General features: G+C 52.1%; 23 protein-coding genes, 1 tRNA gene and 1 riboswitch. Of the genes, 22 read left to right on the top strand and 2 right to left on the bottom strand.

Translation table 11 applies throughout. The features are described 5' to 3' along the window. The first annotated feature begins 784 nt into the window (after nt 1-784). The 19 genes from hisF (at nt 785) to ltrA (B212_RS0126770) (ending at nt 22,302) form a co-directional block, all read left to right on the top strand. Complete coding sequence (hisF, locus tag B212_RS0126860) at nt 785-1,543, top strand: imidazole glycerol phosphate synthase subunit HisF (protein ID WP_019914373.1); 759 nt, start codon at nt 785-787, stop codon at nt 1,541-1,543. Next, nucleotides 1,540-2,250 carry a bifunctional phosphoribosyl-AMP cyclohydrolase/phosphoribosyl-ATP diphosphatase HisIE gene (gene hisIE / locus B212_RS0126855; RefSeq protein ID WP_019914372.1) on the top strand — a complete coding sequence of 237 codons (711 nt, stop codon included), beginning with the start codon at nt 1,540-1,542 and terminating at the stop codon, nt 2,248-2,250. The genes hisF and hisIE overlap by 4 nt, the downstream gene beginning before the upstream one ends. 14 nt (nt 2,251-2,264) lie before the next feature. Then, nucleotides 2,265-3,092 carry a histidinol-phosphatase HisJ gene (gene hisJ, locus B212_RS0126850; RefSeq protein ID WP_019914370.1) on the top strand — a complete coding sequence of 276 codons (828 nt, stop codon included), beginning with the start codon at nt 2,265-2,267 and terminating at the stop codon, nt 3,090-3,092. 24 nt (nt 3,093-3,116) lie between these two features. Then, a complete protein-coding gene (locus B212_RS0126845) occupies nt 3,117-4,067 on the top strand; it encodes a ribose-phosphate diphosphokinase (protein WP_019914369.1) in 951 nt (316 codons plus the stop codon). Nucleotides 4,068-4,394: 327 nt separating this feature from the next. Then, nucleotides 4,395-6,128: a tetratricopeptide repeat protein gene (locus B212_RS0126840; RefSeq protein ID WP_019914368.1), complete on the top strand. Its 1,734-nt coding sequence runs from the start codon at nt 4,395-4,397 to the stop codon at nt 6,126-6,128. A 97-nt stretch (nt 6,129-6,225) separates the two neighbouring features. Then, nucleotides 6,226-7,179, top strand: coding sequence for a thioredoxin-disulfide reductase (trxB, locus tag B212_RS0126835; protein ID WP_019914367.1), 954 nt, complete (start codon nt 6,226-6,228; stop codon nt 7,177-7,179). A gap of 64 nt (nt 7,180-7,243) precedes the next feature. Beyond that, nucleotides 7,244-7,350, top strand: a riboswitch (TPP riboswitch). Nucleotides 7,351-7,467: 117 nt separating this feature from the next. Continuing rightward, nucleotides 7,468-9,147 (top strand): phosphomethylpyrimidine synthase ThiC, encoded by a 1,680-nt coding sequence (gene thiC / locus B212_RS32560; RefSeq protein ID WP_019914366.1) that lies wholly within the window; start codon nt 7,468-7,470, stop codon nt 9,145-9,147. 256 nt (nt 9,148-9,403) lie between these two features. Further along, nucleotides 9,404-9,631 (top strand): DUF1858 domain-containing protein, encoded by a 228-nt coding sequence (locus B212_RS0126825; protein ID WP_019914365.1) that lies wholly within the window; start codon nt 9,404-9,406, stop codon nt 9,629-9,631. A 39-nt stretch (nt 9,632-9,670) separates the two neighbouring features. Next, a complete protein-coding gene (locus tag B212_RS0126820; RefSeq protein ID WP_019914363.1) occupies nt 9,671-10,930 on the top strand; it encodes a DUF438 domain-containing protein in 1,260 nt (419 codons plus the stop codon). Nucleotides 10,931-11,142: 212 nt separating this feature from the next. Beyond that, entirely contained in the window at nt 11,143-12,093 is a 951-nt protein-coding gene (locus tag B212_RS0126815; RefSeq protein WP_019914362.1) for an ROK family glucokinase, read from the top strand. A 46-nt stretch (nt 12,094-12,139) separates the two neighbouring features. Further along, nucleotides 12,140-13,039: an RNase adapter RapZ gene (rapZ, locus tag B212_RS0126810; protein WP_019914361.1), complete on the top strand. Its 900-nt coding sequence runs from the start codon at nt 12,140-12,142 to the stop codon at nt 13,037-13,039. A 56-nt stretch (nt 13,040-13,095) separates the two neighbouring features. After that, complete coding sequence (locus B212_RS0126805) at nt 13,096-14,031, top strand: gluconeogenesis factor YvcK family protein (protein ID WP_156830399.1); 936 nt, start codon at nt 13,096-13,098, stop codon at nt 14,029-14,031. A 60-nt stretch (nt 14,032-14,091) separates the two neighbouring features. Further along, the gene (gene whiA, locus B212_RS0126800) at nt 14,092-15,021 is read left to right on the top strand and encodes a DNA-binding protein WhiA (RefSeq protein ID WP_019914359.1); all 930 of its coding nucleotides are present in this window, start codon (nt 14,092-14,094) and stop codon (nt 15,019-15,021) included. Between the two features lie 97 nt (nt 15,022-15,118). Then, nucleotides 15,119-15,388 carry an HPr family phosphocarrier protein gene (locus B212_RS0126795; protein ID WP_019914358.1) on the top strand — a complete coding sequence of 90 codons (270 nt, stop codon included), beginning with the start codon at nt 15,119-15,121 and terminating at the stop codon, nt 15,386-15,388. Nucleotides 15,389-15,539: 151 nt separating this feature from the next. Further along, nucleotides 15,540-16,295 carry an SIMPL domain-containing protein gene (locus B212_RS0126790; protein ID WP_019914357.1) on the top strand — a complete coding sequence of 252 codons (756 nt, stop codon included), beginning with the start codon at nt 15,540-15,542 and terminating at the stop codon, nt 16,293-16,295. 215 nt (nt 16,296-16,510) lie between these two features. Beyond that, complete coding sequence (locus tag B212_RS0126785; RefSeq protein ID WP_019914356.1) at nt 16,511-17,611, top strand: PdaC/SigV domain-containing protein; 1,101 nt, start codon at nt 16,511-16,513, stop codon at nt 17,609-17,611. 103 nt (nt 17,612-17,714) lie between these two features. Beyond that, nucleotides 17,715-18,353: a GDSL-type esterase/lipase family protein gene (locus B212_RS0126780; protein ID WP_019914355.1), complete on the top strand. Its 639-nt coding sequence runs from the start codon at nt 17,715-17,717 to the stop codon at nt 18,351-18,353. A 1,128-nt stretch (nt 18,354-19,481) separates the two neighbouring features. Next, on the top strand, nt 19,482-20,738 hold the full coding sequence (ltrA, locus tag B212_RS0126775; RefSeq protein ID WP_019910324.1) for a group II intron reverse transcriptase/maturase: 1,257 nt from the start codon (nt 19,482-19,484) through the stop codon (nt 20,736-20,738). Between the two features lie 163 nt (nt 20,739-20,901). Then, nucleotides 20,902-22,302, top strand: a complete 1,401-nt coding sequence (gene ltrA / locus B212_RS0126770; protein ID WP_019914354.1) for a group II intron reverse transcriptase/maturase — start codon at nt 20,902-20,904, stop codon at nt 22,300-22,302. A gap of 90 nt (nt 22,303-22,392) precedes the next feature. On the opposite strand, the gene clpP is transcribed toward ltrA (B212_RS0126770), so the two are convergent. Together clpP and B212_RS0126760 are read right to left on the bottom strand one after the other, a co-directional pair. Continuing rightward, nucleotides 22,393-22,989, bottom strand: a complete 597-nt coding sequence (gene clpP / locus B212_RS0126765; protein WP_019914353.1) for an ATP-dependent Clp endopeptidase proteolytic subunit ClpP — start codon at nt 22,987-22,989, stop codon at nt 22,393-22,395. A gap of 160 nt (nt 22,990-23,149) precedes the next feature. Beyond that, nucleotides 23,150-23,224 (bottom strand) — tRNA-Arg (locus B212_RS0126760). Nucleotides 23,225-23,491: 267 nt separating this feature from the next. Between B212_RS0126760 and B212_RS0126755 the strand changes: the two genes are divergently transcribed. From B212_RS0126755 to B212_RS0126745, 3 genes are all read left to right on the top strand, one after another. Further along, entirely contained in the window at nt 23,492-24,544 is a 1,053-nt protein-coding gene (locus B212_RS0126755; RefSeq protein WP_019914352.1) for a sugar-binding transcriptional regulator, read from the top strand. 116 nt (nt 24,545-24,660) lie between these two features. Then, on the top strand, nt 24,661-25,671 hold the full coding sequence (gap, locus tag B212_RS0126750) for a type I glyceraldehyde-3-phosphate dehydrogenase (protein WP_019914351.1): 1,011 nt from the start codon (nt 24,661-24,663) through the stop codon (nt 25,669-25,671). 112 nt (nt 25,672-25,783) lie between these two features. Beyond that, nucleotides 25,784-26,965: a phosphoglycerate kinase gene (locus B212_RS0126745; RefSeq protein WP_019914350.1), complete on the top strand. Its 1,182-nt coding sequence runs from the start codon at nt 25,784-25,786 to the stop codon at nt 26,963-26,965. Nucleotides 26,966-26,978: the final 13 nt, after the last annotated feature.

The raw sequence follows: 26,978 nt of genomic DNA, 5'->3' as shown, positions 1-26,978 counted from the left end.
CTTTCTCGACAGTCTGAGAGGATACAATAGATTCGGGTTTTCGGTTGATTTGGAGGTCATCTGTTGTAAAAAGTGCAGTCATGTTGAAATTGCGACTGAAGCCGCAGATATGGCTAATGTACTGGCTACACAGGTAGCCCGCGCATGGTTTAACTACTATTATACAGGCAGCTTATGCACGGTTTAACTACTGCCACACAGGCAGCCCGTGCAGATTTGTTTAGTGCTGAGCCTGTGTACGGTTCAGCTACTGCCGCACAGGCAGCCCGTGCGGATTTATCCACTGCTGAGTCCATGTACGGTTCAGCTACTGCCGCACAGGCAGCCCGTGCGGATTTATCCACTGCTGAGTCCATGTACGGTTCAGCTACTGCCGCACAGGCAGCCCGTACAGATTTATCTACTGCTGAGTCCATGCACCGTTCAGCTACTGCCACACAAACGGCCCGTGCAAATCTATCTACTGCTGAGTCCACCTACTGCTACACAGGTAGTCCATATGCGGCTTATCCTCTTGCAGGCGGTGCGAAGCCGCCGTCCCGCGGGGGCAACCGTGGAACACGAAGGTCGGGGTGTTGCCCTTGCTGGCGCTCTACCGTAGAAGCCGCCCCGCAGGGGTTGGCGCTCCTGGCACACAGTAGCCCAGGAGCATACATCCCCCCGCGCCCACGTCTGCCATCCGGGTGTCCAGAGGGCCGGGGCCCCTGGGGTCCCCCTTGGCTAAGGGGGATCTAGGACGATCGAAAAAGGTGTTCACTCGAAAACTCATGGAAGGGGTTATCTCATGTTAGCCAAACGAATCATTCCCTGTCTGGATGTGAAGGACGGAAGAGTAGTTAAAGGCGTGAATTTTGTGAACCTGCGCGATGCCGGCGATCCGGTGGAGCTGGCGGCGTTGTATGACCGGGAAGGCGCGGACGAGCTTGTGTTCCTGGACATTTCCGCTTCCGTGGAAGGCCGGGCTACAATGGTTGAGGTGGTGCGGCAGACCGCAGGCGAAATCGCCATCCCCTTCACGGTGGGCGGCGGCATCTCCACGCCAGAGGATATGAAGCGAATTCTGCGCGCCGGTGCCGATAAAATCGGCATCAATACAGCGGCTGTCAACAATCCGCAGCTTATTCTGGAAGGTGCGCGGCGTTTCGGCGCCCAGTGCATTGTGGTTGCGATGGATGCCAAATATAATGAGGCGTGGGGCGAGTGGGAGGTATACACGCACGGCGGGCGCAAGCCTACCGGTATCCGTGCGCTGGCCTGGGCCAAGGAAGCCGAGAGACTGGGCGCGGGCGAGATTCTGCTGACCAGTATGGATGCCGACGGCACCAAGGACGGCTTCGATTTGAAGCTGACCGCAGCGGTCGCTGACCTGCTCACCATTCCTGTGATTGCTTCCGGGGGAGCGGGGAAGACGGAGCATTTTTACGATGTGTTCACCGAAGGTAAGGCCGATGCAGGACTGGCGGCAACGATTTTTCACTATAAAGAGATTGCAATTCATGATTTGAAGGCCGATTTGAAGCAAAAAGGGGTGGAGATCCGATGAGTGAAAATGAGCAAAGTAATGCTTTGAGCCAGCAAGAAGTGCTGGAGGGCATCCGTTGGAATGAAGCCGGACTGCTGCCTGCCGTGGTGCAGGATGCGGACAGTCTGGAAGTCTTGATGTTTGCTTATATGAACAAGGAGTCGCTGAAGCTCTCGCTGGAGAGCGGACAGACCTGGTTCTGGAGCCGCTCGCGCGGCGAGCTATGGCATAAAGGCGGAACCTCGGGCAACACCCAGGCGATTGCTTCGATTCACTATGATTGTGACAGTGATACGCTGCTGGTCAAGGTTGTGCCGGAAGGACCGGCTTGCCATACAGGAGAAACCTCCTGCTTCTTCCGCGAGCTTCCGCTGAGCACCCCGCCAGCAGCGGGCGGAGCAAAGACCCGGCAAGAAGCCGCAGACAGTGACCGTTTTGCCGTATTGGGCGAGCTGGAGCTGGTTATTGCCGAGCGTGAAACTGAGCGTCCGGAAGGTGCATATACGACCTATCTGTTCGACAAAGGCGTTGATAAGATCCTCAAGAAGGTGGGCGAAGAGGCTTCCGAAACGATCATCGCCGCCAAAAATAAAGATAATGCCGAGCTGCGCCTTGAGGTCAGTGATCTGATCTACCATTTGCTTGTGCTGCTGCAGGAGCGCAAGCTTCCGCTGGATGAGATTATGGATGAGCTTAGCGCCCGCCATGAACGGCCGCGCCGCGATTAGGAGGGACCCTCAGCATGCGAATTGATTACCATACCCATCATGAACGCTGCGGCCATGCGGTAGGCAAGCTTGAGGAATATGTGCAGCGCGGCATTGAGCTTGGACTGCAGCAGCTTGGACTGTCGGACCACCTGCCGCTCATTCACGTGGACCCGGAGAGCTACTACCCGGAGATGGCCATGCCGCTCTCCGAGCTTCCCCGCTATGTGGAGGAATGCTTGACGCTGAAGGAGCGCTATCGCGGAAGCATTGAGCTGCGCGTGGGACTGGAAGCCGATTATATCGAAGGCTATGAGGAGCAGATTCGCGGGCTTTTGTCACCGTATCCCTGGGACTATCTGATCGGCTCCGTGCATTTTCTGGGGGAATGGGACATTACGGACCACCGGCAGATTCATGGCTGGGAAGGCCAGGATGTGATGGAGGTTTATCGGCGTTATTATGATGCAGTACGGAAGTCGGCGTTATCGGGATTATATGATATTATAGGACATATGGATGTTATCAAGCGGTTCGGCTACGGTCCGCAGACACCGGAAGACAGAGCCGAGGTGAGAGAGCTGGAACTGGATGCGCTGAAAGCCATAGCAAGCAGCGGGATTGCCATGGAGCTTAATGCTTCGGGGCTAACGAAGCCCTGTGCCGAGATGTTTCCGGCGGAGCATGTGCTGCAGCAGGCACTGGCGCTGAATATTCCGCTCACCTTGGGGTCTGACGCCCATGACCCAATGAAGCTGGGAGACGGCCTCAAGGAAGCGCGAAGCTTACTGTGGCGCATAGGCTTCCGTGAATTGGCGGTGTTTGAGGGCCGTCTTCGTACAACTGTTCCGTTTAAACTATAAATTTTGATCCTCAGGAGGGTACTAATGCATCATCATCAATTGCGTATTTTTTCCGGTTCGTCGAATCCGAAGCTGGCCGCAGATATTGCGGAGCGTCTGGGTGCCCCGCTGGGCCAGATTAAGCTGACCCGCTTCAAGAGCGGCGAGATTTATGTGCATTATGAAGAAAGCATCCGGAACTGTGACGTATTTTTGGTGCAATCCCTCGCGCATCCCATTAATGAGTTGTTCGTTGAGCTGCTGGTTATGATTGATGCTGCCAAACGCGCATCGGCGAGAACTGTAAATATTATTGTTCCTTATTACGGCTATGCCCGGCAGGAACGCAAATCCGCGCCGCGTGAGCCGATATCGGCCAAGATGGTTGCCGATGTGCTTACCACTGCGGGAGCTTCCCGTGTGATTACAATTGATCTGCACGCAGCAGCCATTCAAGGTTTTTTTAACATTCCGGTCGATCATCTGACGGCGCTGGATCTGATCAGCGGATATCTGAAGGTGAAAGGGCTGACAGATCTGGTCGTTGTTTCTCCCGATGCCGGGCGCGCCTCTATGGCGGAGAAGCTGGCCAGCCGCCTCGATTCCCCGTTCGCGATTATGATCAAGAAACGTCCGGCGCACAACGAATCGGTGATCACGCATGTGATTGGTGATGTAGAGGGACGGACACCCATCATCATCGAGGATCTGATTGATACGGGAACCACAATTGTAAATGTGGTTGAAGGCTTGAAGGAGCGGGGGGCTAAGAACAGCATTGTTTGCGCCACGCACGGATTATTTTCCGGGGAGGCTATCATCCGTATGGATCATCCCAATATAGAAGAAGTGATTGTTACCGACTCTATCGCGCTGCCCGATGACCATTCCAGCCGTTTCACCGTATTGTCCGTAGCCCCTATGCTGGCAGAGGCCACACGCATTATTATTGAAGGCGGTTCTATAGATAAGCTGTTCAGAGACGCGGAAATTTAATTTCCGCGTTTTTTTTGCCGGAAATATAAGGATTTATATGTTTTACGCCATCAATCATCCTGATATTTCTCGCTGAAACGGATACCGTCTCTTTATGGACGGCGTAGCCGTTTCTGCTTGAAGCCGGCTCTTTGAAGCTTTTTCCTCCCGAAGAGTTGCCTCTGACCTTGAGAATCCCCCTGGAACATGTGGTATACTGTGTGAAGACAGTCGGGACCAGAAATGGAAACGAAGGGGCGTGGATGGGAGCCTGGGGCGGCTGTTTGCCGCTGCTCTCCTATTTTTCGTGAGAATTAGGAAGCTTATAAAGGGAGGTGCCTTGCTTCCATGATAGAGAGAACTTCAGAGAATGATGCGGGGAACGGAAATGTTATTCCCGTCACTCTGGATGCCAATTTTTTCTTTGAGAGAGCTGTACGGTCATTGGACCGCTTTCAATATGATAAGGCATTAAAGAATTTTCGCAAAGCTGTTGAATATGAACCGGAGAATCCGGTGAATCATTGCAATATGGCGGGTATATTATCTGAGATGGGGAATTATGAGGCGTCTAACGACATTTTGACCCATGTGCTGGAAAAGATTGATCCTGCAATGACAGAATGCCATTTCTACATGGCTAATAACTTCGCTAATATGGAAAGCTTTGAAGAGGCGGAACGCAGTCTTATGACATATCTGGAGGAGGATGCCCGCGGGGAGTTCATGGCAGAGTCCGAAGAGCTGATGGAGCTGCTGCAGTATGAGCTGAACCGTCCTGCACCGCTTGTCCGTATCCGCAGCCGGGAAGGCTTGGTGGAGCATGACCGGGCCCGGAGCCTTCTGGAAGAAGGGAAGTTTCCGCAAGCAGTTAAGCTGCTTGAAGAAATCGTTAAGAATACCCCGGATTTTCTGGCGGCACATAACAATCTGGCACTTGCCTATTTTTATATGGGCAGGTTTGCCAGAGCGAAGGAATGTCTGTCTGAGGTGCTGGAGCAGGACCCGGGCAATCTGCATGCGCTCTGCAATATGGCGATTTTTCTGCAGTATGCAGGGGATAAGGACCAGCTCGCCGCTCTGCTGCGCATGCTTGAAGCCACAGTGCCTTTTCATCAGGAGCATGTGTTTAAAATGGCTACAACGATGGGGATTCTGGGTAAGCATAGAACGGCCTACGGTCATTTCCGCCGCCTGCTGAAGGACGAGGAGGTTGGCGGAGATGCCGGCCTGTATCATTACTGCGCGGCGGCGGCCAGCAACAGCGGCCTGTACAGTGAAGCTGTACGCTGCTGGCGGCAGGCTGCCAAGCTGGACCCGGAGTCGGCTGTACCGAAATTCTTCCTGTCACAGTTGCAGTTGGCACAGGCTGAAGGCCGGCCTATGGCTCCTGTCAGCTACAATTATCAGTTGCCTTTTCAGGAGCAGCTTAAGCAGTGGAAGGACAACACGGACAGATTCACAGAGGAAGTACGCAATAATCCTCTGCTGCGCGCTTCGTTCTTCTGGGCGCTGCGCTACGGCGATGCGCACACGAAGCTCCAAGTAACGGAGGCGCTCCGCTGGATCGAGGACGAAGAAATCTCCGGGGCTCTGCAGGGCGGGCCTCAGCAAGAGCCGCTCCAGGAGGAAGCGCTCCTGAACCTACAGCGGCTGATTGGCGGCAGCCCGGATGAAAAACCGGCACCTAAGGGAGTGCAGCAAACTGCTGCACCAAGCCATAAAGGACCGCCGGAGTGGAAAGAGGACTGGCAGCGGATTATTGATCATACGGTAGGCACGATGGACCGGAGATATGATGCTGTTCAGAAGAAGGCTGCCGAGCTCCTTTGGCGGCAGTTCATAGGCAGCTTGTACCCGGACGTGCCTTTGTTCCGGCATGACGGAGGCTGGTGCGCAGCATTGGAATATCTGATTGCCAAGCTGCACGGCCATCCTGTCACCTATCGCGAGGCCGCCCAGCGTTACGGTGTTTCCGTCTCTATGGTAAGCCGCTATGCGCGGCGGATCCAAAGCGAATGCGGCGTCGGGGATAATGGAGCGGAGGCGGGGATTTTGCCCCCTTTTACCGAAAATATCTGAGAGCAGTCCAGTTGCTTGCAAAGGGTGCACCCGCTTCGGTGGAGCCAGTAAGACCATTGCTTGTTAAATTAAATCCGCTTGTGAGGAGGCCATACTAATGTACAAAACAATTGTAATCGGAACAGGTCCTGCCGGTCTGACTGCCGCGATTTATCTGGCGCGTGCGAATCTGAGCCCGCTGGTTATCGAAGGTTTGCAGCCGGGAGGACAACTGACAACGACGACAGAGGTGGAGAACTTTCCGGGCTTTCCTGAAGGGATTATGGGTCCCGATCTGATGGACAATATGCGCAAGCAGGCGGAGCGTTTCGGTGCTGAATTTAAGAACGGCTGGGTGGAATCGGTCGATTTCTCGCAGCGTCCCTTCAAAATCACCGTGGATGGCCTGGGCGTACTGGAGGCGGAATCGGTTATTATTTCGACCGGTGCGTCGGCCAGATATTTAGGCATACCGGGGGAACAAGAGAATGTCGGACGCGGAGTCAGCACCTGTGCAACCTGTGACGGCTTCTTCTTCCGCGGCAAAAAGATTATCGTAGTCGGCGGCGGCGACTCTGCGATGGAGGAAGCCAGCTTCCTCACGCGTTTCGCTTCCAGTGTAACGCTGGTTCACCGCCGTTCGGAGCTGCGTGCTTCGAAGATTATGCAGGAACGGGCGCGCGGGAACAGCAAGGTTGCCTGGGCGCTCGACCGGACTCCGCTTGAAGTAACCCTCGGCGATTCCGGTGTTAAGGGACTGACGGTCCGCAACAACGAGACAGGTCTTGAGGAGCTTGTGGAAGCGGACGGCGTATTCGTCGCTATCGGACATACACCGAATACGGCTTTTCTGGGCGGTCAGATTACTACAGATGAGAACGGCTATATCGTGGTGAATCCTGGAACAACGGAAACTAATATTCCGGGCGTGTTCGCTTGCGGCGACGTGCAGGATACCCGCTACCGCCAAGCGATCTCGGCAGCGGGAACCGGCTGTATGGCAGCGATGGATGCGGAGAAGTATCTGGAAGGCACGATGGTGCATGACTGGAGCGAAACACTGGATAAATAATAGCCGGGCAACGCCGAGGTTGACAAAAAGTACCACGGAAAGTAGATTGAATGTAATCAGATAAGATACCCACTAGGGGAGCCTGAATGGGCTGAGACGGGAAAATTGAATTCCCGGACCCTTGAACCTGATCTGGATCATACCAGCGTAGGAAAGTGGAGCCGGACCTTTTATTGAGTCAGTCTTTTTTGGCTGTTCATAAATAAAGCAGCCGCTCCAGGTGGAGCGGCTTTTTGCTGCGTTTTCTTGTCTGCAACTTGGCTCCCAGAGCCTGGAGGAGGAGAAGAGATGTCACAAACAGTGAAGAAGGAAGAAGTCAATCTTTTGGGGTTTCCTGCAAGCCGTAAAGTCTATGTGGAGGGCTCACGCCCAGACATTCAGGTCCCGATGCGCGAGATCAGCCTGAGCCGAACCGAGGGGGTGGCCGGTGATGAGGATAATGCACCGCTGCGTGTCTATGACACGAGTGGGATCTATACCGATGATGCTGAAGAAACTGATGTCCGCAGAGGACTGCCGCCGCACCGTCTATGCTGGATTGCAGAGCGCGGGGATTCGGAGGAATACGCAGGGAGAATGAAGCAGGCCGGTGATGACGGAAATACGGTGGATTTTTTGGAGGCAGAAGGCTTCTCCGGTTTGCTGCGGTGTCCCTTAAGAGCGCGTAAAGGCAGAAATGTAACCCAACTGCATTATGCGCGGAAGGGCATCATTACACCGGAAATGGAATTCATTGCAATCCGTGAGAACACAACGCCTGAATATGTAAGGGATGAGGTGGCCGCCGGAAGGGCGATTATTCCTTCGAACATTAACCACCCGGAGAGTGAACCGATGATCATCGGCCGTAATTTTCTGGTGAAGATTAACGCGAACATCGGGAATTCCGCCGTTACTTCTTCTATTGAGGAAGAGGTGGAGAAAATGAGATGGGCCACCCGCTGGGGGGCAGACACCATTATGGATCTCTCTACTGGCAAGCAGATTCATGCTACCCGTGAATGGATTATCCGCAACTCCCCTGTGCCCATTGGCACTGTGCCGATTTATCAGGCGTTGGAGAAGGTGGGCGGTATAGCCGAGGATTTGACGTGGGAACTGTACCGGGACACACTTATCGAACAGGCGGAGCAGGGTGTGGATTATTTCACCATTCATGCCGGGGTGCTGCTGCGTTATATTCCGCTAACTGCCGGGCGAATGACAGGGATTGTTTCGCGCGGAGGGGCGATTATGGCGGCATGGTGTCTTGCTCATCAGCAGGAGAATTTCCTGTATACGCATTTTGAAGAGATATGCGGGATCATGAAGACATACGACGTGGCCTTTTCCCTGGGGGATGGTCTGCGCCCCGGTTCCATTGCCGATGCCAATGACGAAGCCCAGTTTGCTGAACTGGAGACGCTTGGTGAACTGACAGCCCTGGCTTGGAAGCATGATGTTCAGGTAATGGTAGAAGGTCCGGGCCATGTGCCGATGCATAAGATCAAGGAGAACATGGACAAGCAGCTAGAACTTTGCCGGGAAGCCCCTTTTTACACACTCGGTCCGCTGACCACAGACATTGCCCCTGGCTATGACCATATTACCTCTGCCATCGGTGCCGCGATGATCGGCTGGTTCGGAACAGCCATGCTCTGCTACGTTACGCCCAAGGAGCACTTGGGACTGCCGAGCAAGAATGATGTGCGCGAGGGTGTCATTACCTACAAAATCGCAGCACATGCCGCCGACCTGGCCAAAGGGCACCCAGGGGCGCAAGAACGGGACAACGCGCTGTCCAAGGCGCGGTTCGAGTTCCGCTGGCGTGACCAGTTCCATCTGTCGCTGGACCCGGAGCGGGCACTGGAATATCATGATGAGACTCTGCCTGCGGAAGGGGCTAAGCTTGCGCATTTTTGTTCCATGTGCGGTCCTCAATTTTGCAGTATGCGCATTTCGCACGGTATTCGAAATTCCATGAAATAAAGTTAAGCTTCTAGTATTGCACAAGCTGTCTCCCATGAGCCGTAAAAGGCGGATGGAGGCAGCTTTTTTTATAAATATAAAAAAGTATAAGTTTCACCCAAACTTTATCCTTATATGGACGGCGTAGCCGTTTCTACTTGGGTCCAGCTCTTTTTTTAACTTAGTGATTACAATCACTATTGGCCTGTATACCCTGTGCTAAGCTGTTGCTGAGAAAGATTATCAATTAGTGGGCTGCAAAGCTGAAGGAGGGCACATGAGCAAAAAGCTGAGCCTGGAGGAATCCGTATTCGAGCTGGTGAACCGGCATCCGGAGGTCATAGACATTATGGTGGAGCTGGGTTTCCACGATATTACGAAGCCGGGAATGCTGCAGACGGCAGGCAGGTTCATGACCCTATCCAAAGGAGTCAAATTAAAGAGAATGGATCTTGAAACCGTCCGGCAGGCTTTTTGGCGCCACGGCTTCGAGTTCCTTGAATAGAGTGCAGCTTAATTCCAAAGTTGAAAAGGAGAGAGAACAATGAGCGAACTCATTAACAATCGTGAAGCGAATATTCCTGAGCAGACACGCCGCCAGACCATGCTTAAGGAGATCATTAAGGAGCTGCACGCCGGGAAAAGTGTGGAGGAGGTCAAAGCGCGCTTCGCCGAGGCAGTCGGCGACGTCACGGTAGCGGAAATTTCTGCGATGGAACATTCGCTGATGACGGAGGAGGGAATCCCCGTATCGGAGGTACAGCGTCTGTGCTCTGTGCACACGGCTATTTTCAAGGGCTCCATCGAGGAAATTCACCGTCCCAGCAAACCTGAAGAGCAGCCTGGCCATCCGGTGCATACCTTCAAGCTGGAGAACCGCGAGATCGAACGGCTGGTCAACTTCCGTCTGGAGCTGCATGCCGGCAAATTTCAGAAGAAGGCCAGTGAAGAAATCATCTTCAAGCTGCTGGAGGATTTGAGCCTGCTGCTTGATCTCGACAAGCACTATAGCCGCAAGGAGAATCTGCTGTTTCCTTATCTTGAGAGATACGGCATCTACGGTCCGACGAAGGTTATGTGGGGCGTGGATGACGGCATCCGGAATATGATCAAAGCAGCCAAGGCGGCGCTCAGCCCGTATAACGGTCAACCTGAGGAGATCGGCGCAATGCTGGCGAACATTATTCGGGAAGTCAATGAGATGATATTTAAGGAAGAAAATATTCTGCTGCCGATGGCCCTTGAGAAGCTGACAGAAGACGAATGGCTCAAAATCGCCCGCGAGAGTGATGAAATCGGTTTTTGCCTGGCTGCGCCGGAGCAGGAATGGATTCCCGAGCGTGCGGCTGAGCCGGAAGGAGCTGTAGAACGGCCGGAAGAGGCGGGAGTTTCGCCGCAGGGCTTTATCCGTTTCGAGACAGGTATGTTGTCGCTGCAGCAGCTTGAAACGGTGCTGAACCATCTGCCGGTAGACCTGACGTTTATTGATGAAAATGATGTAGTCCGCTACTTCTCCCACGGGAAAGAACGGATCTTCGCCCGCACCAAAGCCGTGATTGGACGCACAGTGCAGAACTGCCATCCGCCGCAAAGTGTGCATGTGGTAGAAAAGCTGCTGGAGGATTTCAAGGCAGGCCGCAAGGACGCCGAGGATTTTTGGATTAATATTAAGGATAAATTTATCTATATTCGTTACTTTGCGGTCCGTGATGAATCTGGAGGTTATATGGGGACGCTCGAATTCACTCAGAATATTGCTCCGATCCGCGCGCTGGAGGGGCAAAAACGGATTTTATCGGAGTAACAGCAAGAATCATAAGCTCTGCCGCACCCGGCCTCCTTGCCTGACACGCGAGGGGGCTTTTTGGCGAATTCAAGAAGGTTCCTGCTATTGTAAAAGATGCCCCTGTATTCATATAGCCGGGTGTATCGCCTTTCCTTGACCGCGGAGAAGCCTTCTATTATAGTGGGTACGTAGGAATAACTATTTTAGCATAGAAAAAGGTGGCTTGTTACATGTCTGAAAGTATCTACGTTGGCGTGGATTTAGGTGGAACCACGATTAAGGTTGGAATCTGCAATGCCGAGGGGAACCTGCTTCATACCTATGAGGGGCCTACGGGGACTGCGGATGGCGTCGATGCCGTCATCGATAATATCGAAAAGTATGTGCGTCAGATTGTGGAAGACTCCCCGTATTCTTGGGATCAGCTTGCGGGTGTAGGAGCGGGCCTGGCCGGGTTTACGAATATCCGTGAAGGAATCATCGTCCTTGCGCCTAACATTGGTTTCAGAGATGTGCCGATCCGTTCCATTCTGGAGGATCGTTTGAACAAGCCGGTCAAAATAGACAATGATGCTAATGTGGCTGCGCTGGGCGAGGCTTGGAGCGGTGCGGGACGCGGTGTAGAGAATTGTGTATGCTACACACTGGGCACTGGTGTCGGCGGCGGTATAATTGTTAACGGCAAGGTGTATCAAGGGTTTGCCGGTCTAGCCGGTGAACTGGGTCATATTTCTGTAGTGCCTGATCTGGAAGCCATCCAGTGCGGCTGCGGCAATATGGGTTGCTTGGAAACCGTTTCCTCGGCTACAGGCATCATTCGTATGGCTAATGATGCTGTAGCGCGCGGCGACCGTACGTCTCTCTCCCTGGTTGAAAAAATTGCCGCCAAAGAGGTTTTTGATGCCGCCAAAGCCGGTGACGAAGTGGCCTTGCGTATCGTGAACCGTGCTGCGTTCTATCTGGGCAAATCCATGGCAGCCGTGGCAGCCGTGCTTAACCCTGAGGTGTTTATTGTTGGCGGCGGGGTCTCCAAAGCCGGTGATATTCTGTTTGACGAGGTTCGCCGGGTATTCGCCAAGCTGACGCCTGCCCCGCTGCAGACCGGCGTGACCATTGTGCCTGCCGAGCTTGGAAATGATGCGGGTATTATTGGTGCGGCAGGTCTTTTGCTGCGTTCTTAAGAAGCGGGAATTATTCATATACTATTGATAGGGAGGGGGCGCTTCGATGACCGAACTGGAACAATTACCGACCGGTGGTGCCACCCTGATTATTATTACCGGCATGTCGGGTGCAGGCAAGACGATTGCTGTGCAGAGCCTGGAGGATCTTGGATTTTTCTGTGTCGATAATTTGCCGCCGGTGCTGATTCCCAAATTCGCTGAGCTGATCGAGCAGTCGAAAGGCAAAATCGCCAAAGTGGCGCTCGTTATTGATTTGCGCGGCCGGGAGTTTTTCACAGCTTTGTCAGAATCGCTAGCCTATATCAAAGACGAGTCTACAATCGGTTTCGAAATTCTGTTCCTGGATGCGACGGATTCCGTGCTTGTACAGCGTTACAAGGAGAGCCGGCGGCATCATCCGCTGGCGCCGCAAGGCATGCCGCTGGACGGCATCCGCCTGGAGCGCCAGATGCTGGAGGAGCTGAAGAATTCGGCTACCTTGTGTCTGGACACCAGCAGCATGAAGCCGGCACAACTGAAGGAGAAGATTGTATCGCGCTTTTCCCACTTAGGGAAAAGCACGCTCTCCGTCAATATAACTTCGTTCGGCTTCAAATATGGCATTCCGATAGATGCAGACCTCGTATTTGATGTCCGCTTCTTGCCGAATCCCCACTATGTGGATCATTTACGGCCAAAGACGGGCCAGGACAACGAAGTCTATGATTATGTAATGAAGTGGCCTGAGACGCAGACATTTCTGACCAAGCTGCTGGATATGCTTCATTTCCTGATTCCGCAATACCGGAAGGAAGGCAAATCGCAGATCATTATCGGCATCGGCTGTACGGGCGGCAAACACCGCTCAGTGGCCATCGCTGAATATCTGGGCAAAATGCTGGGGGTTAGCGAGACGGAATCGGTAGCGGTCAGCCACCGGGATTCCGAGCGTGATCGGCATTAAGAGAGAAGGGATCAATAGTGGCTGAAGAACAAGGACAGCGCCCGCGTATCGTCGTTATGGGCGGGGGTACGGGGTTGTCTGTTATGCTTCGCGGTTTGAAGGAAAAGCCGCTTGATATTACAGCGATAGTCACTGTGGCCGATGACGGGGGCAGCTCCGGAATTCTGCGCAGTGAGCTGCAAATGCCGCCCCCCGGCGATATCCGCAATGTACTGACTGCGATGGCTGATGTAGAACCGCTTATGGCCCAGATCATGAGATACCGCTTCAGCAGCGGTGAAGGCTTGGCCGGGCACAGCCTCGGCAATTTAATTCTGGCGGCGCTTACGGATATCTCCGGTGATTTTGTCACTGCGGTCCGGGAGCTGAGCCGGTTATTCGCCGTGCGCGGCCGTGTGCTGCCTGCGGCCGGTGACGCTGTGGTGCTGCATGCCGAGATGTCGGACGGCACCATTATTACCGGTGAGTCCAAAATTCCGGAAGCTGGCGGTGTTATCAAACGCGTCTTCCTGGAGCCCGCCGATGTGGAACCGCTGCCGGAGGCTCTGGAAGCTATCCGCAACGCCGATGCTATCCTGTGCGGTCCGGGCAGTCTGTACACCAGTATTCTGCCGAACCTGCTGGTGCCGAAGCTTGCTGAGGCGGTTGTGGCTTCGAATGCCATCAAAATTTTTGTCTGCAATGTGATGACCCAGCCCGGTGAGACAGACAACTATACGGTCAGTGACCACCTTCAGGCGGTATACGATCACATCGGATTGCATCTATTTGATTACGTGATCGTGAATGACGGTGAAATTCCCGAGCAGGTCCAGGTGAAGTATGCGGAGAAGGGTGCCCGTCCGGTGCAGCTTGACCGTGATGCCGTAGACGGCAACGGCTATAAGGTTATTGCCGACAAGCTGGTATTATTCAAGACCTATCTGAGGCATGATACAGATAAGCTCAGTCATCACATTTACCAGCTTGTACAGAATTGGATTTCCAGATAAGGCTATTCTAAGGGCGGCTAAGCCGTTTCTGCTTGTAAGAACATGAAAGAGGTGAGTTCCTTGTCTTTTGCGGCCCTTACCAAAAAAGAGCTGACGATGGTGGAGAGCCAGCCTTGCTGCGAGAAAGCAGAGATGTCCGCGCTAATTCGGATGAACGGCTCGGTGCAGCTTTCCAGCAAAAAGGTAGTTCTCGACATTTCGACAGAGAACGCCGCGATTGCAAGGCGGGTATATTCTTTGCTTAAGAAATATTACCAGGTCCATATCGAGCTGCTCGTGCGTAAAAAAATGCGTTTGAAGAAGAATAACGTCTATATTGTACGTATCCCAAGCCACGTTCAGGAAATTCTGAAGGATCTGCGGATTGTCTCCGAGGGCTTCATCTTCACGGATGGGATTGATCCCGAAATTGTCGGCAAAAACTGCTGCAAACGCGCGTACCTGCGGGGGGCATTCATGGCCGGTGGATCAGTTAACAATCCCGAAGGATCTTCGTACCATCTGGAGATCGCTTCGATGTATGAGGAGCATTGCAAAGCGCTGGTGGATCTGGCTGGTGAATTTCACCTGAATGCCCGCTGCATCGAGCGTAAGAAAGGCTTCATCCTCTACATCAAGGAAGGCGAGAAGATTATCGAGTTCCTGAGTCTGATCGGTGCGCATCAAGCGTTGTTCAAGTTCGAGGATGTGCGGATTATGCGCGATATGCGCAATTCCGTGAACCGGATTGTCAATTGCGAGACAGCCAACCTCAACAAGACCATAAGTGCGGCGGTGCGGCAGATCGAGAACATCAAGCTGCTGCAGCGTGAGGTGGGTCTTGAAAGCTTGCCGGATAAGCTGCGCGAGGTTGCCGAGATCAGATTGGCACACCCCGATATTAACCTTAAGGAAGTCGGCGAGATGCTGAAGGGTACGGTCAGTAAATCAGGGGTTAATCACCGTTTACGCAAAATTGATGAGATGGCGGACAAGGTTCGGGGCGGCTGATTATTTTTTTTCTAGTGCGGTTGAGGTTATAATGATATAATATTATAAAATTAATGTGAAATATTTGGGCAGATCTTAAATAGGGGGTAAGCGTTTCATGACAAAGCACCCGGTAGTTGTACGGTTGAAGACGGGGCTTCACGCTCGGCCGGCAGCATTGTTCGTGCAGGAAGCTAACAAATTTTCGTCGGAGATTTTCGTGGAAAAAGACGATAAAAAAGTGAACGCTAAAAGCATCATGGGTATTATGAGCCTGGCGATCAGTTCCGGCACGGAGATTTATATTAGCGCGGACGGCGCCGATGCGGATCAAGCTGTAACCGCTTTGACTAGTCTCGTCAGCAAAGAAGAGCTTGAGAACCAGTAATTGTTGCAAGGCCTTACTTACATTTATGTATGACAAAAAGCCCCCCGCGGGCTTTTTTTGATTTCTTTTTTTAAAAGGTATGCAACTTTTGCCAAGCTGCTCCGTCTAGTGGATACCAACACTTAATGAACAATGAAAGGGGATGGCAAACGTGAAAGCATGGGGTAAAACACTTGGAACAGTGCTGCTGGCGGGAAGCTTGATGATTGGAGGTTCTGCACTCAGTGGAGCGTTTCAAGCTCCTGAGAAGGCTTACGCCGAGGATGTGCAGAGAAATATCGTAAGTGTAACAGGCAAAGGAGAACTCGCGATTAAGCCGGACGTTGTTTATCTGTCCATCGGTGTCACTACCTCGGCTGCTACAGCAGAAGAGGCGCAGAAAACGAACGGAGCCAAGATTGCGAAGATTACCGCGCTGCTGAAAGGCACATGGGGCATTGCCGATAAGGACATTCAGAGCACCCAGTTTAGCGTACAGCCGAACTACAGCTACAGTGAAAAAGACGGCCAGCAGGTTAAAGGGTACAATGCCCATCATACGCTGCAGGTAACCTACCGCGACCTGACTAAGGTTGGCGCATTGCTGGATGCCGCGTCCGCCGCGGGAGCGAACAACATTGGCAATGCTCAATTTGCCATTGAAGATCCTTCGGCATTTGAAACACAGGTCATCGAGAAAGCGATGGCTAATGCCGATGTAAAGGCAGCGGCTATTGCCAAAGCAGCCAAACGCAGCCTGGGCCAGGTAGTCACGGTTACACAGAATGATGACGGTAATAACCCGGTGGTCTACATGGAGAATGCAGCCATGTCCAAAGTCGCAGCAGATGCCGCTGGCGGCACCTCTGTTGAACCGGGAGAAGTCAAAGTATCGACACAGCTCAGCGTGGTGTATGAACTGAAATAGGCAACAGAGCTTGAGAGGCGCTTCTCCTGCTGTACGCGGCGGAGGGAGTGTCTCTCTTTTTTGCGGAGTGAAATCTCTCATTATGTTTAAAGAAATGTAATAAGGAGCCCGAGAATCATCCAAAAAGCTTAAGAAACTGTAAAGTGCATTGTAACGACCGCAGTTCCGGATTTCTCTATAATAGTAAGAGTGAATCCAATGGAAGGGGAATAATTATGAATTACATATCGAAGCAACAGGCGCGTAAATGGGGGGCAGGCATTTTGGCGGCAGGTATTCTGCTAAGCGGAGGGCTGTTGCCGGCAGAAACAAGTCAGGCTGCAGCATCCACAGCTCAATCAAAAACTGCAAATTCTCAGGTTGTATTGAAGGTGAACGGGAAAATCGCCCAGCAGACCGGCATTGTCCGCGAAGGCAAAGTATGGGTTCCGGTAACTTTTATGCGTGATGCTCTGGGCATGCCGCTGACCTATGATAAGGCCGAGAAGACCTATACAATTGGCAAAGGAACGACTCAGGTTAAGCTTTCGGTATACGATTATGAAATTTCCATCTCGGTCAATGATTTCTATATGAGCGAGTATGCGGCGAAGAGCATCAATAACCGGCTTTTTGTGCCGTTTGATCTGCTCAGCGATTTCCTGGGATATAAGGGGGACTGGAGTGCGGCCACTGGCCGGCTGAATGTCGTAAGCAAACCTCAGAATGCAATTACCATCAAGACGGAGAGTATTATCAATGACCGGAAGGACGCTCCGATCAAGCTGAATTACCCGCAGATTAGCGGGCTGGCGAATGAAGAGGCGCAGCAGAAGATCAATAACACAATCAAACAGATCTTTACCCAGTTCGCAGCCGATGCTGAAAAAGAAATTGCAGATAAAATAGAGAATGACCGCCCGTATGAGTTCGACGGAGGGTATGTGATTACCTACAACCAAGATGGCATCCTCAGTCTGATCACGGACCAGTACAGCTATCTTGGCGGTGCTCACGGGTCAACTGACCGCAATGCTCTTACTTTCTCTCTGAAGGACGGGAAACGCCTCCTGATTGGTGATCTGCTGAAGGCGAACCCTAATTATAAAAAAGAGCTCAACGCTAAGCTGTCCAAGCTGATTAAGGCAGAGGGCGGCTATCTCGGCGGGTTCACCGGACTTAACACCGAGAAGAACTTTTATGTGAAGGATGGAAAATTGGTAGTTTTCTTTCAGCTCTACGAATATACTACCTACGTTACCGGGTTTCCCACTTATGAATTCACCTTCAAAGAACTGCTGCCGGATGGAAGCAGCCCGTTTGCCGCGCTGAAATAGGTACTCTCTGCGAGTGCCCTGTATGGACACCTCTCCGTTGCCTGACCGCTCCGTCATTCATAAGCTAAAGAAGGAACTAGCTTATATGCGGGGAGGGAGAGTTATGAGCTATCAGTACACAGCAATCGGCGACTCTTTGACTACCGGGTTCGGGGCGCTTCCGGGCAACGGATTCGTTCCAGTCTACCGGAGGTTGGCGGAGGGGCGGCTGCATGTGCCAATCAGTGCGGTGAATTTAGGTATCAATGGTCTGACAACAGAGGGGATGGAGGGGCGGCTGCGTAGTGATTCCATATTTCGTCAGAATATCCGGAATGCTGATATTATCACCTTGTCCATCGGTGGCAACGATTTAATTAAGGCAGCCAAATCAACAGCGCTTCGCCCGGGCAATCTGTCTCCTGTCCTGCAAAGGGCCCTTCGCGAATGTAAAAGAAATTTCAGCGATATTATGGGCTTACTTTGGCAGTTGAAGGCAAGAAGTCCTAACCCTTATATCATTCGGGTCGTTGGGTTATATAACCCTTATCCCCAGCTAATGGAGGCTACGGACTGGGTGCGGCACTTCAACCGCTATGCTGCAGGATACAGCAGCAGTGTATGCGGCTTTGCTTCTATTTACTATGAGTTTGCCGGCAACGAGCGGGGACTGCTGTCACTAGATCATCTGCATCCTAACGGAAAAGGCTACCGTGTTATCGCCGGGAAGCTGGATGCTCTGGGTTACGGAAGGCTTAGGTAATCAACTCTGCTGCTGTTACGCCAAAAAAGAGGAGGCTTCGAACCCGTTAGGGTCTGAAGCCTCCTCTTTTTTTATTGGTGCGCCCGGCATGGGCGATAACTCGGTGGTGAGAGTCCACTACAGGCTTGGCAGTAGGAACTGTTAGCTGAAGGCAAGGGTGTCCGCCGCGAGGCGGAATCTGAAGGAAGCCGGAGGCAAACCCTCGGTCTGACGAACAGAAATCACATACAAGGCATGGTGGGACGGACGAGCTTGCCTAACAAAGCGAAGTCCAATACTGCCCGAATCCCATGATGTAGATGTGGCAGATAGATGAGGGGAAGGTTATCGCTCTTACCCGGGGAGATCTCACAGACGTCAAGTAGACCCTTCGAAAGACGGAGTAAAGCTTGCTGTGAGAAGTCAGCAGAGGCCATAGTGCGTGCGTGGCAGCACGATCATCAGGTGGGTTAAAGTCCCGCTGAGCACCGGACTAGGGGGCTCATATCCAAACTCGGGGGTAACGCCTCGGGGGCCGGTAATTTTTTTTTTACCGGAGGGCAGGGCGTCTGCCGCGAGGCAGAGTCTGAAGGGCTTGAGGAGAAGTACCAGGCCGTAGTGAAACGGGGCTACCCGAACTCGCGAACCGGTCGGCCAAAGATGGGGCAAGGTCGAGTCTGCACTATGGAGACGAAGGCGTTCTAGTCCACCCATCGCACCAAGGTGTGTGCGGGCGGCATGGTACTGAAGATGACGATGTGACCCACGGAGATCTCGTCGTGTCTGAAACGAATGCACTTGCAGGACGAGTGGTTAAACAAAGTCGAAGCGGTCGCGCCGCGCCCGCCGCTTCAGAGAATGCGCGGCAGTTTCGGTAACGGGTACTATAAGGAAACCCCGAAATGTACACCGGACGCACGGCGAGAAGTCGGAGAGCCGCGTACTACTTAAGAACGGACGAACAACAGAAACGTCCGGATCAGTCACCTTGGTGTGACTGGCTTCTGTTCACTCAAAAGGTGAATTAGAAGGGGAAGGCGGCTCGCTTTATGGAGACCGGAACTGGCATGAGTTTCGCGAGTAAGCGGCAAGGGAGGAATATTCCCTAAGTGAAAGACCCAAAACTTGCAGGCGGAGGATACGAAGCGTATGAAAGCAGAAGGCACAGGACGAAAGGTTCATTCATTAATCGACAAGGTGTATCACCGAACAAATCTGGAAATGGCATGGGAAACAGTGAGGGCAAACGGAGGCAGTGGTGGAACTGACAAGGTCACCATCCCGGCCTTCCAAGCCGTAGCCGAGGCGGAGCTAGAACAACTGCACGAAGAACTGAAGCAAGGGATGTACCGACCGATGCCGGTCAAACGAATTCACATTTCCAAGAAGGGGAAGCCAAACGAGAAGCGTCCGCTCGGCATCCCGGCGATAAGGGACAGAGTCTGCCAGCAAGCGCTGAAAAACAGGCTGGAACCTATCTTTGAACCCTTGTTCAGTGAATGCAGTTTCGGATACCGTCCGGGTAGGTCAACGCACCAAGCGATGCGGAAGATTTACCGCGAGATGATGGACGGGTGCGAATGGATTGTGGACGCAGACCTGCGGGATTTCTTTGGGACGGTTCATCACGAACCGCTGGTCGACAGGATTGCGGAGCAAGTAAGCGATGGTAGAATTCTCAAATTGGTCAGACAAATGCTCGAAGCCGGGTACATGGAAGGTGGGAAGAAATACGCGACACCGAGCGGCACGCCGCAAGGTAGTGTAGTGAGTCCGCTGTTTAGTAACATTTACCTGAATCGGTTCGACCATGAAATGACGGACAGAGGGTACCGACTGACGCGCTTCGCTGACGATTGGGTGGTGCTCTGCAAGACGCAAGCGGAAGCTGCGCGGGCGCTCCGGGACGCAAGAATCATTCTGGAATCGCTCGGGCTGACCCTTCACCCGGATAAAACAAAGATCACCCACATCAAGTGGGGATTCGAGTTTCTGGGCTACAAGCTCAAACGGGGAAAAGGCTTGTCGCTGCAACGGGAAAAGGTAAAGAAGCAATCGAAGATGAATATCTACGCCTACCCCAAAGACAAGTCCATCCAATCGTTCATGGACACCATTCGAGCTCGAACGCATAGACGCATCCCGATAACCGTTTTTGAACTCATCGACTCCATAAACCCCGTCATACGAGGGTGGGGCAATTATTTCCGGAAAGCCCACGTGAGAAAGCTTTTCAACCGACTCCAACGCTGGATCATAAGGCGGATATGGAGTCATCGGTTCAAACGCTGGCGCAACGCGGGGTGGAAAAGACTGCCGGAATCCATTCTCTACTCCAAGTACAGATTGGTAAATCTCTTGTCATTAATCCCGGATTTGAACCTACGAACTGCACCCAAAGGGTGACATGAAGGAAAGCGGATTGCGGGAAAACTGCACGATCCGTTTGATCGAGCGGACGGAGGAAGGCGCAAGCCGACCTCCTTCGACTCTACACCGGGAATTTTTTTTTCGGGAAGGGCTGAACAATCGTAAGTCTTGAGTACATACGGAAAGGAGAATCGGCGCAATGAAAGCAGAATACCGAGAGGGCTGCCCGCAAAGGGATAGCGTGGAGCGCGAAGAGTATGCGGGAGCGCGGAGTGCCGACATTCGGGAACGTAGAGAAAGGGACGGTGCAAACGACCTGATGGAAGCGATACTGGACAGGGACAACCTGAACCGCGCCTACAAGCAGGTCAAACGCAACCACGGAGCACCGGGAATCGACGGGATGACCGTGGAGGAAGCGCTGCCTTGGCTGCGTGAAAACAGAGACGAGTTTTTGCAAAGCATCCGGGATGGAAGGTACAAACCAAGCCCGGTGCGACGCAAGGAAATCCCCAAACCAGATGGAAGTGGAGTCCGAAAACTCGGTATTCCCACGGTGGTAGACCGAATCATCCAGCAAGCGATTGCCCAGCAACTGCAACCGCTATTTGAACCGCTCTTCTCAGAGGGAAGCTACGGCTACCGCCCAGGGAGGAGCGCGCAGCAAGCCATCCGCAAAGTAAAAGCTGATGTGGAGCAGGGATATGGCCAAGCCGTAGAAATCGACCTCTCGAAATATTTCGACACGTTGAACCATGAGCTGCTGATGAATCTCCTGCGTAAACAAATCCAAGATAAACGCGTAACGGAGCTGATTAAAAAGTACCTGAAAAGCGGAGTCATGGAAAACGGAGTACGCCGCGAAACGAAAGAAGGCTCGCCTCAGGGCGGGCCGCTGTCGCCCCTACTCGCGAACATCTATCTGAACGAATTCGACCAGGAGATGGAAAGACGAGGCGTGAAGGTCATCCGCTATGCGGATGACATCGTGCTGCTTGCGAAGAGCAAACGGGCGGCGATGCGGCTTTTGGAATCCAGCCGGAGAGTTCTGGAAAACCGGCTAAAGCTCCAGATGAATGCGCAGAAGAGCAAGGTGGTCAGCGCTGTGGCACAAAAGCATTTCAAATTTCTCGGCTTTGCGCTCGGAAAGAATGGAAACGGCGTATACATTCGCGTACACCGTCAATCGCTCGCCAAGGCAAAGAAGAAGCTGAAAGAGCTAACGAGCCGAAACCAGGGCAGGAATGCGCGGCAGGTCATGGAGAACGTGAAGGCCTACATTCGCGGTTGGATCGGCTATTTCTACGTAGCGGACATGAAGCGAAACGTGCAAAGCTGGAATGAATGGCTGCGAAGGCGGATACGGATGTACATCTGGAAACAGTGGAAGAAGCCAAGAACGAAGGTGCAGAACCTGCGAAAGCTGGGGATACCGGAGTGGCAAGCGTACCAATGGGGAAATACACGTCTGGGCTACTGGCGAATAGCAGGAAGCGCAGTACTGAGTCGCTCTGTAACAAATGAAAGGCTCGCACAGGCAGGGTATTATGACTTCCCTGCCCAGTACGAGCGTTTACGTCAATTGCACTCAAGCGGTTGAACCGCCGTATACCGAACGGTACGTACGGTGGTGTGGAAGGTCGGCTATCCAACTAATGGATAGCCTCCTATCCGATTATGTCTGTCCCGATTACACGCCTGCAGGAAGTGTCTTCTCGATCACTTTATCAACAAGACCGTATTCAGCCGCTTCGGTGGCGCTCATGAAGTAGTCGCGGTCTGTGTCCTTCTCGATCTTCTCCAGCGGTTGCCCTGTACGGTCAGCCAGAATGTGGTTCAGCTTGTCGCGCAGCTTAAGGATGCGGCGGGCACGGATTTCGATGTCCGTTGCCTGTCCTTGAGCACCGCCCAGCGGCTGGTGAATCATAATTTCGCTGTTTGGCAGCGCAAAACGTTTGCCTTTGGCACCGGCGTTCAGCAGGAACGCTCCCATGGAAGCGGCCATGCCCACACAGATGGTGGAAACATCCGGTTTAATGTATTGCATTGTATCAAATATAGCCATTCCGGCTGTAATTGAACCGCCAGGACTGTTTACATACAGGTGAATATCCTTTTCCGGGTCTTCGGCAGCCAGGAACAGCATTTGTGCGATGATGGAATTGGCTACCACGTCATTAACCTCCGTTCCGAGGAAAATGATGCGGTCCTTCAGCAGGCGGGAATAGATGTCATAAGCGCGCTCACCGCGGTTGCTCTGTTCTACTACCATAGGAATATAACTCACGTGGACAACCTCCTTGAATTGGTTCTTCGAATGTGTTCATTTTTTACTGTTACCGTATTAACCACATGATAAACAAATTCAAACAAAAAGTCAAAGAAAGTCAAACTTAGTTTATAAAAAAAGAGCCGGCAAGCGGCTCTTTGGTTAATTACTATAAGAATGGCGCGCCCGCCAAGAATCGAACTTGGATCTCAGGCTTCGGAGGCCTACGTCATATCCATTGGACCACGGGCGCAACAGAAATTATTATAATATATTTATTGTTTAAATGCAACGGAAAATCACAGCGCTCTCAAAACTTCTTCATCGGCCTGGTTTTAATGACCTTCCATAGCCCGTGAGATGTATAAGATGAAAAGAGGTTGAGAATTATACTCTGCGAAGACTTGCACTCCGCGTGAGTTTTGGGTAGAATATGGGTGGGACTTAAAAAGTTAACCCGGGACGTTTTGAGACCATGAACAAGGGAATAAGAGAAAGACAAAGTTGCAGGAGTGAAGGCATGCGTAATTTATTAGAAATCCAAAAGCAGCTTTTGCCTGATCTCATGGATACCCTTAAGAGACGTTACACGATTCTACATCAGATCATGCTGTCCGACATTATTGGGCGTAGAACACTTGCGGCTTCGCTTGATATGACGGAGCGGGTGCTCCGCGCAGAGACGGATCTTCTGAAATCGCAAGGGCTCATTGAGATCGAGAGCGTAGGTATGCGCATAAGCGATGCCGGGCGCAGACTGCTTGACTTGCTGGAGCCGATCGCCAAGAGCCTGTTCGGTCTGGATGATCTGGAGGAGAAAATTCGTACAACGTATGGTCTGAACAAAGTGATTGTTGTACCTGGAGATTGCGAAACGTCACCGTTCACGAAGCGTGAGCTGGGGCGTGCAGGAGCCAAGGCATTGCTCGGTGTGCTCCATTGCGATGATACCATTGCCGTCACTGGCGGTTCAACACTGGCTGAGATGGCCGATCAGTTGCCGACCCCAGTATCCCTTTCCTATAAGAACGCTTGGTTTGTACCGGCGCGCGGAGGGCTGGGTGAGAGCATGGAGATTCAGGCTAATACCATCGCTTCAACGATGGCCAAGCGGATTGGAGCCAATTACCGTCTGCTGCATGTGCCCGATCTGCTTAGCGAAGATGCTTATCAGTCGCTGGCACTCGACGCAAATATTGGAGAGATCGTGCAAATCATCCGCAGATCGCGTATTATTGTGCATGGAATTGGCGATGCCATTGAAATGACCCGCCGCCGCAAGCTGGATGAGGCTACCGTCTCGGAAATTCAGGGCGAGGGAGCAGTTGCCGAATCGTTCGGCTATTATTTCAATGAAGATGGCCAGGTTGTCCACACCATGCTGACGATGGGACTGCGCCTGGAGGATATCATCCGTACAGAAGTTGTAGTAGGCATAGCTGGCGGCAAACGCAAGGCTAAGGCAATACATGCGATGCTTCGGTTCGGGCAAGAGGATATTCTCGTTACAGATGAGGCTGCTGCTACTGAAATCGGCAAAGAAATCGACAAACAAATGCAGCCGGTGGGGTAATTCCCGAAATATGGGAGGCATGCGAAGCTATTTTGCATTATACTTAACATTGTTGTCTTGACGAGCTTCACGGCTTGTCTTGAATAAATAAAATGAAATCTAGGAGGAACTATTCAATGAGTGTAAAAGTTGGTATTAACGGTTTTGGACGTATTGGACGCCTTGCATTCCGCCGTATTCAAAATGTAGAAGGTATCGAAGTGGTAGCAATCAACGACTTGACTGATGCTAAGATGCTTGCTCATTTGCTTAAATATGATACAACTCAAGGTAAATTCCAAGGAGACGTTGAAGTACATGACGGCTTCTTCAAAGTGAACGGCAAAGACGTTAAGGTTCTGGCGAACCGCAACCCTGAAGAACTTCCTTGGGGCGAGCTCGGCGTTGACATCGTTCTGGAATGCACAGGCTTCTTCACAACTAAAGAAGCTGCTGAGAAGCACCTTAAAGGCGGAGCTAAAAAAGTAGTAATCTCCGCTCCAGCTACTGGCGACATGAAGACTGTTGTATACAACGTTAACCATGATATTCTGGATGGTACTGAAACTGTAATCTCCGGCGCATCTTGCACAACTAACTGCCTGGCTCCAATGGCAAAAGTTCTGAACGACAAGTTCGGAATCGTTGAAGGCCTGATGACTACTATCCACGCTTACACTGGCGACCAGAACACACTTGATGCTCCACATGCTAAAGGCGACTTCAGACGCGCCCGCGCTGCTGCTGAGAACATCGTTCCTAACACTACTGGTGCTGCTAAAGCTATCGGCCTGGTAATTCCAGCACTGAAAGGCAAACTGGACGGCGCAGCACAACGTGTGCCTGTAGCTACTGGTTCCCTGACTGAGCTGGTTACTGTTCTTGATAAGAAAGTTACTGTTGAAGAGCTGAACGCAGCTATGAAAGCAGCTTCCGACCCAGAAACTTACGGCTACACTGAAGATGAAATCGTATCTTCCGACATCAAGGGTATGACTTTCGGTTCCCTGTTCGATGCTACGCAGACTAAAGTTATGACTGTTGGCGACAAACAACTGGTTAAAACAGTTGCTTGGTACGACAACGAAATGTCTTACACTGCACAGCTCGTTCGCACTTTGGAACACTTCGCTAAGCTTGCTAAGTAAGACCCGATTAATATAAGCGGCATCTATAGAGCGGAAACAGAAGTTCCTTGTTTCCGCTCTTTCTAAATGGATTCGTGATGGAACCAATTTTGGGTGTGGAGGAAAAATAATCATGAACAAAAAAAGTGTCCGTGATGTAGAAGTAACAGGCAAACGCGTATTTGTACGCGTCGATTTCAACGTGCCAGTGGAAGACGGCAAGATTACTGATGATACCCGTATCCGCGAAACCCTTCCAACGATTAAATACCTGATTGAGAACGGTGCAAAGGTCATTCTGGCCAGCCATATGGGCCGTCCTAAAGGTCAATTTGTTGATTCCATGCGTCTTACCGGTGCTGCTGTCCGTCTGTCCGAGCTGCTCGGCAAGCCGGTAGCCAAAGCTGATGAAGCTGTCGGCGATGCAGTCAAAGCGAAAATTGCTGAACTGAACAACGGTGATGTGCTTGTGCTTGAGAATGTCCGTTTCTATCCGGGCGAAGAAAAGAACGATTCTGAACTGGCTAAACAGTTCGCTGAACTGGCTGACCTGTTCGTCAACGACGCATTTGGCGCGGCTCACCGTGCACATGCTTCGACAGAAGGTATCGCTCACTTCCTGCCGGCTGTATCCGGTCTTTTGATGGAGAAAGAATTGTCCGTACTGGGCAAAGCGCTGTCGAACCCTGAGCGTCCTTTCACTGCCATCATCGGCGGTTCCAAAGTTAAAGATAAAATTGACGTTATCGACAACCTCTTGAATCTGGCTGACAATGTACTGATCGGCGGCGGCCTTTCCTATACATTCACCAAAGCTCAAGGCTACGAAATCGGCAACTCGCTGGTAGACAACGATAAAATCGACGCTGCTCTCGGATTCATCGAGAAAGCTAAAGCTCTGGGCAAAAACTTCGTACTTCCGGTTGACGTCGTTGTCGCTGACAAGTTCGGCGCAGATGCCAACACCAAAATTGTAGATGTAACTGATATTCCTGCCGGTTGGGAAGGTCTGGACATTGGTCCTAAAACTCGTGAAATCTATGCCGACATCATCAAGAACTCCAAGCTGGTTGTCTGGAACGGTCCTATGGGCGTGTTCGAAATTGACATCTTTGCTGAAGGTACAATTGCAGTGGCCCAGGCATGTGCAACAACTGAAGGCTACACTGTAATCGGCGGCGGCGATTCCGCGGCTGCGGCAGAAAAATTCCACCTGGCTGACCAAATGGACCACATCTCCACTGGCGGCGGCGCATCCCTTGAGTTCATGGAAGGCAAGGCGCTTCCCGGCGTAGAAGCACTGAACGACAAGTAAGACGTAGAAGTAG

Origin of the sequence: Paenibacillus sp. HW567 (assembly GCF_000374185.1) — a bacterium.
Classification (GTDB): domain Bacteria; phylum Bacillota; class Bacilli; order Paenibacillales; family Paenibacillaceae; genus Paenibacillus_AQ.
This window is presented reverse-complemented; position numbering and strand designations above follow the sequence as displayed.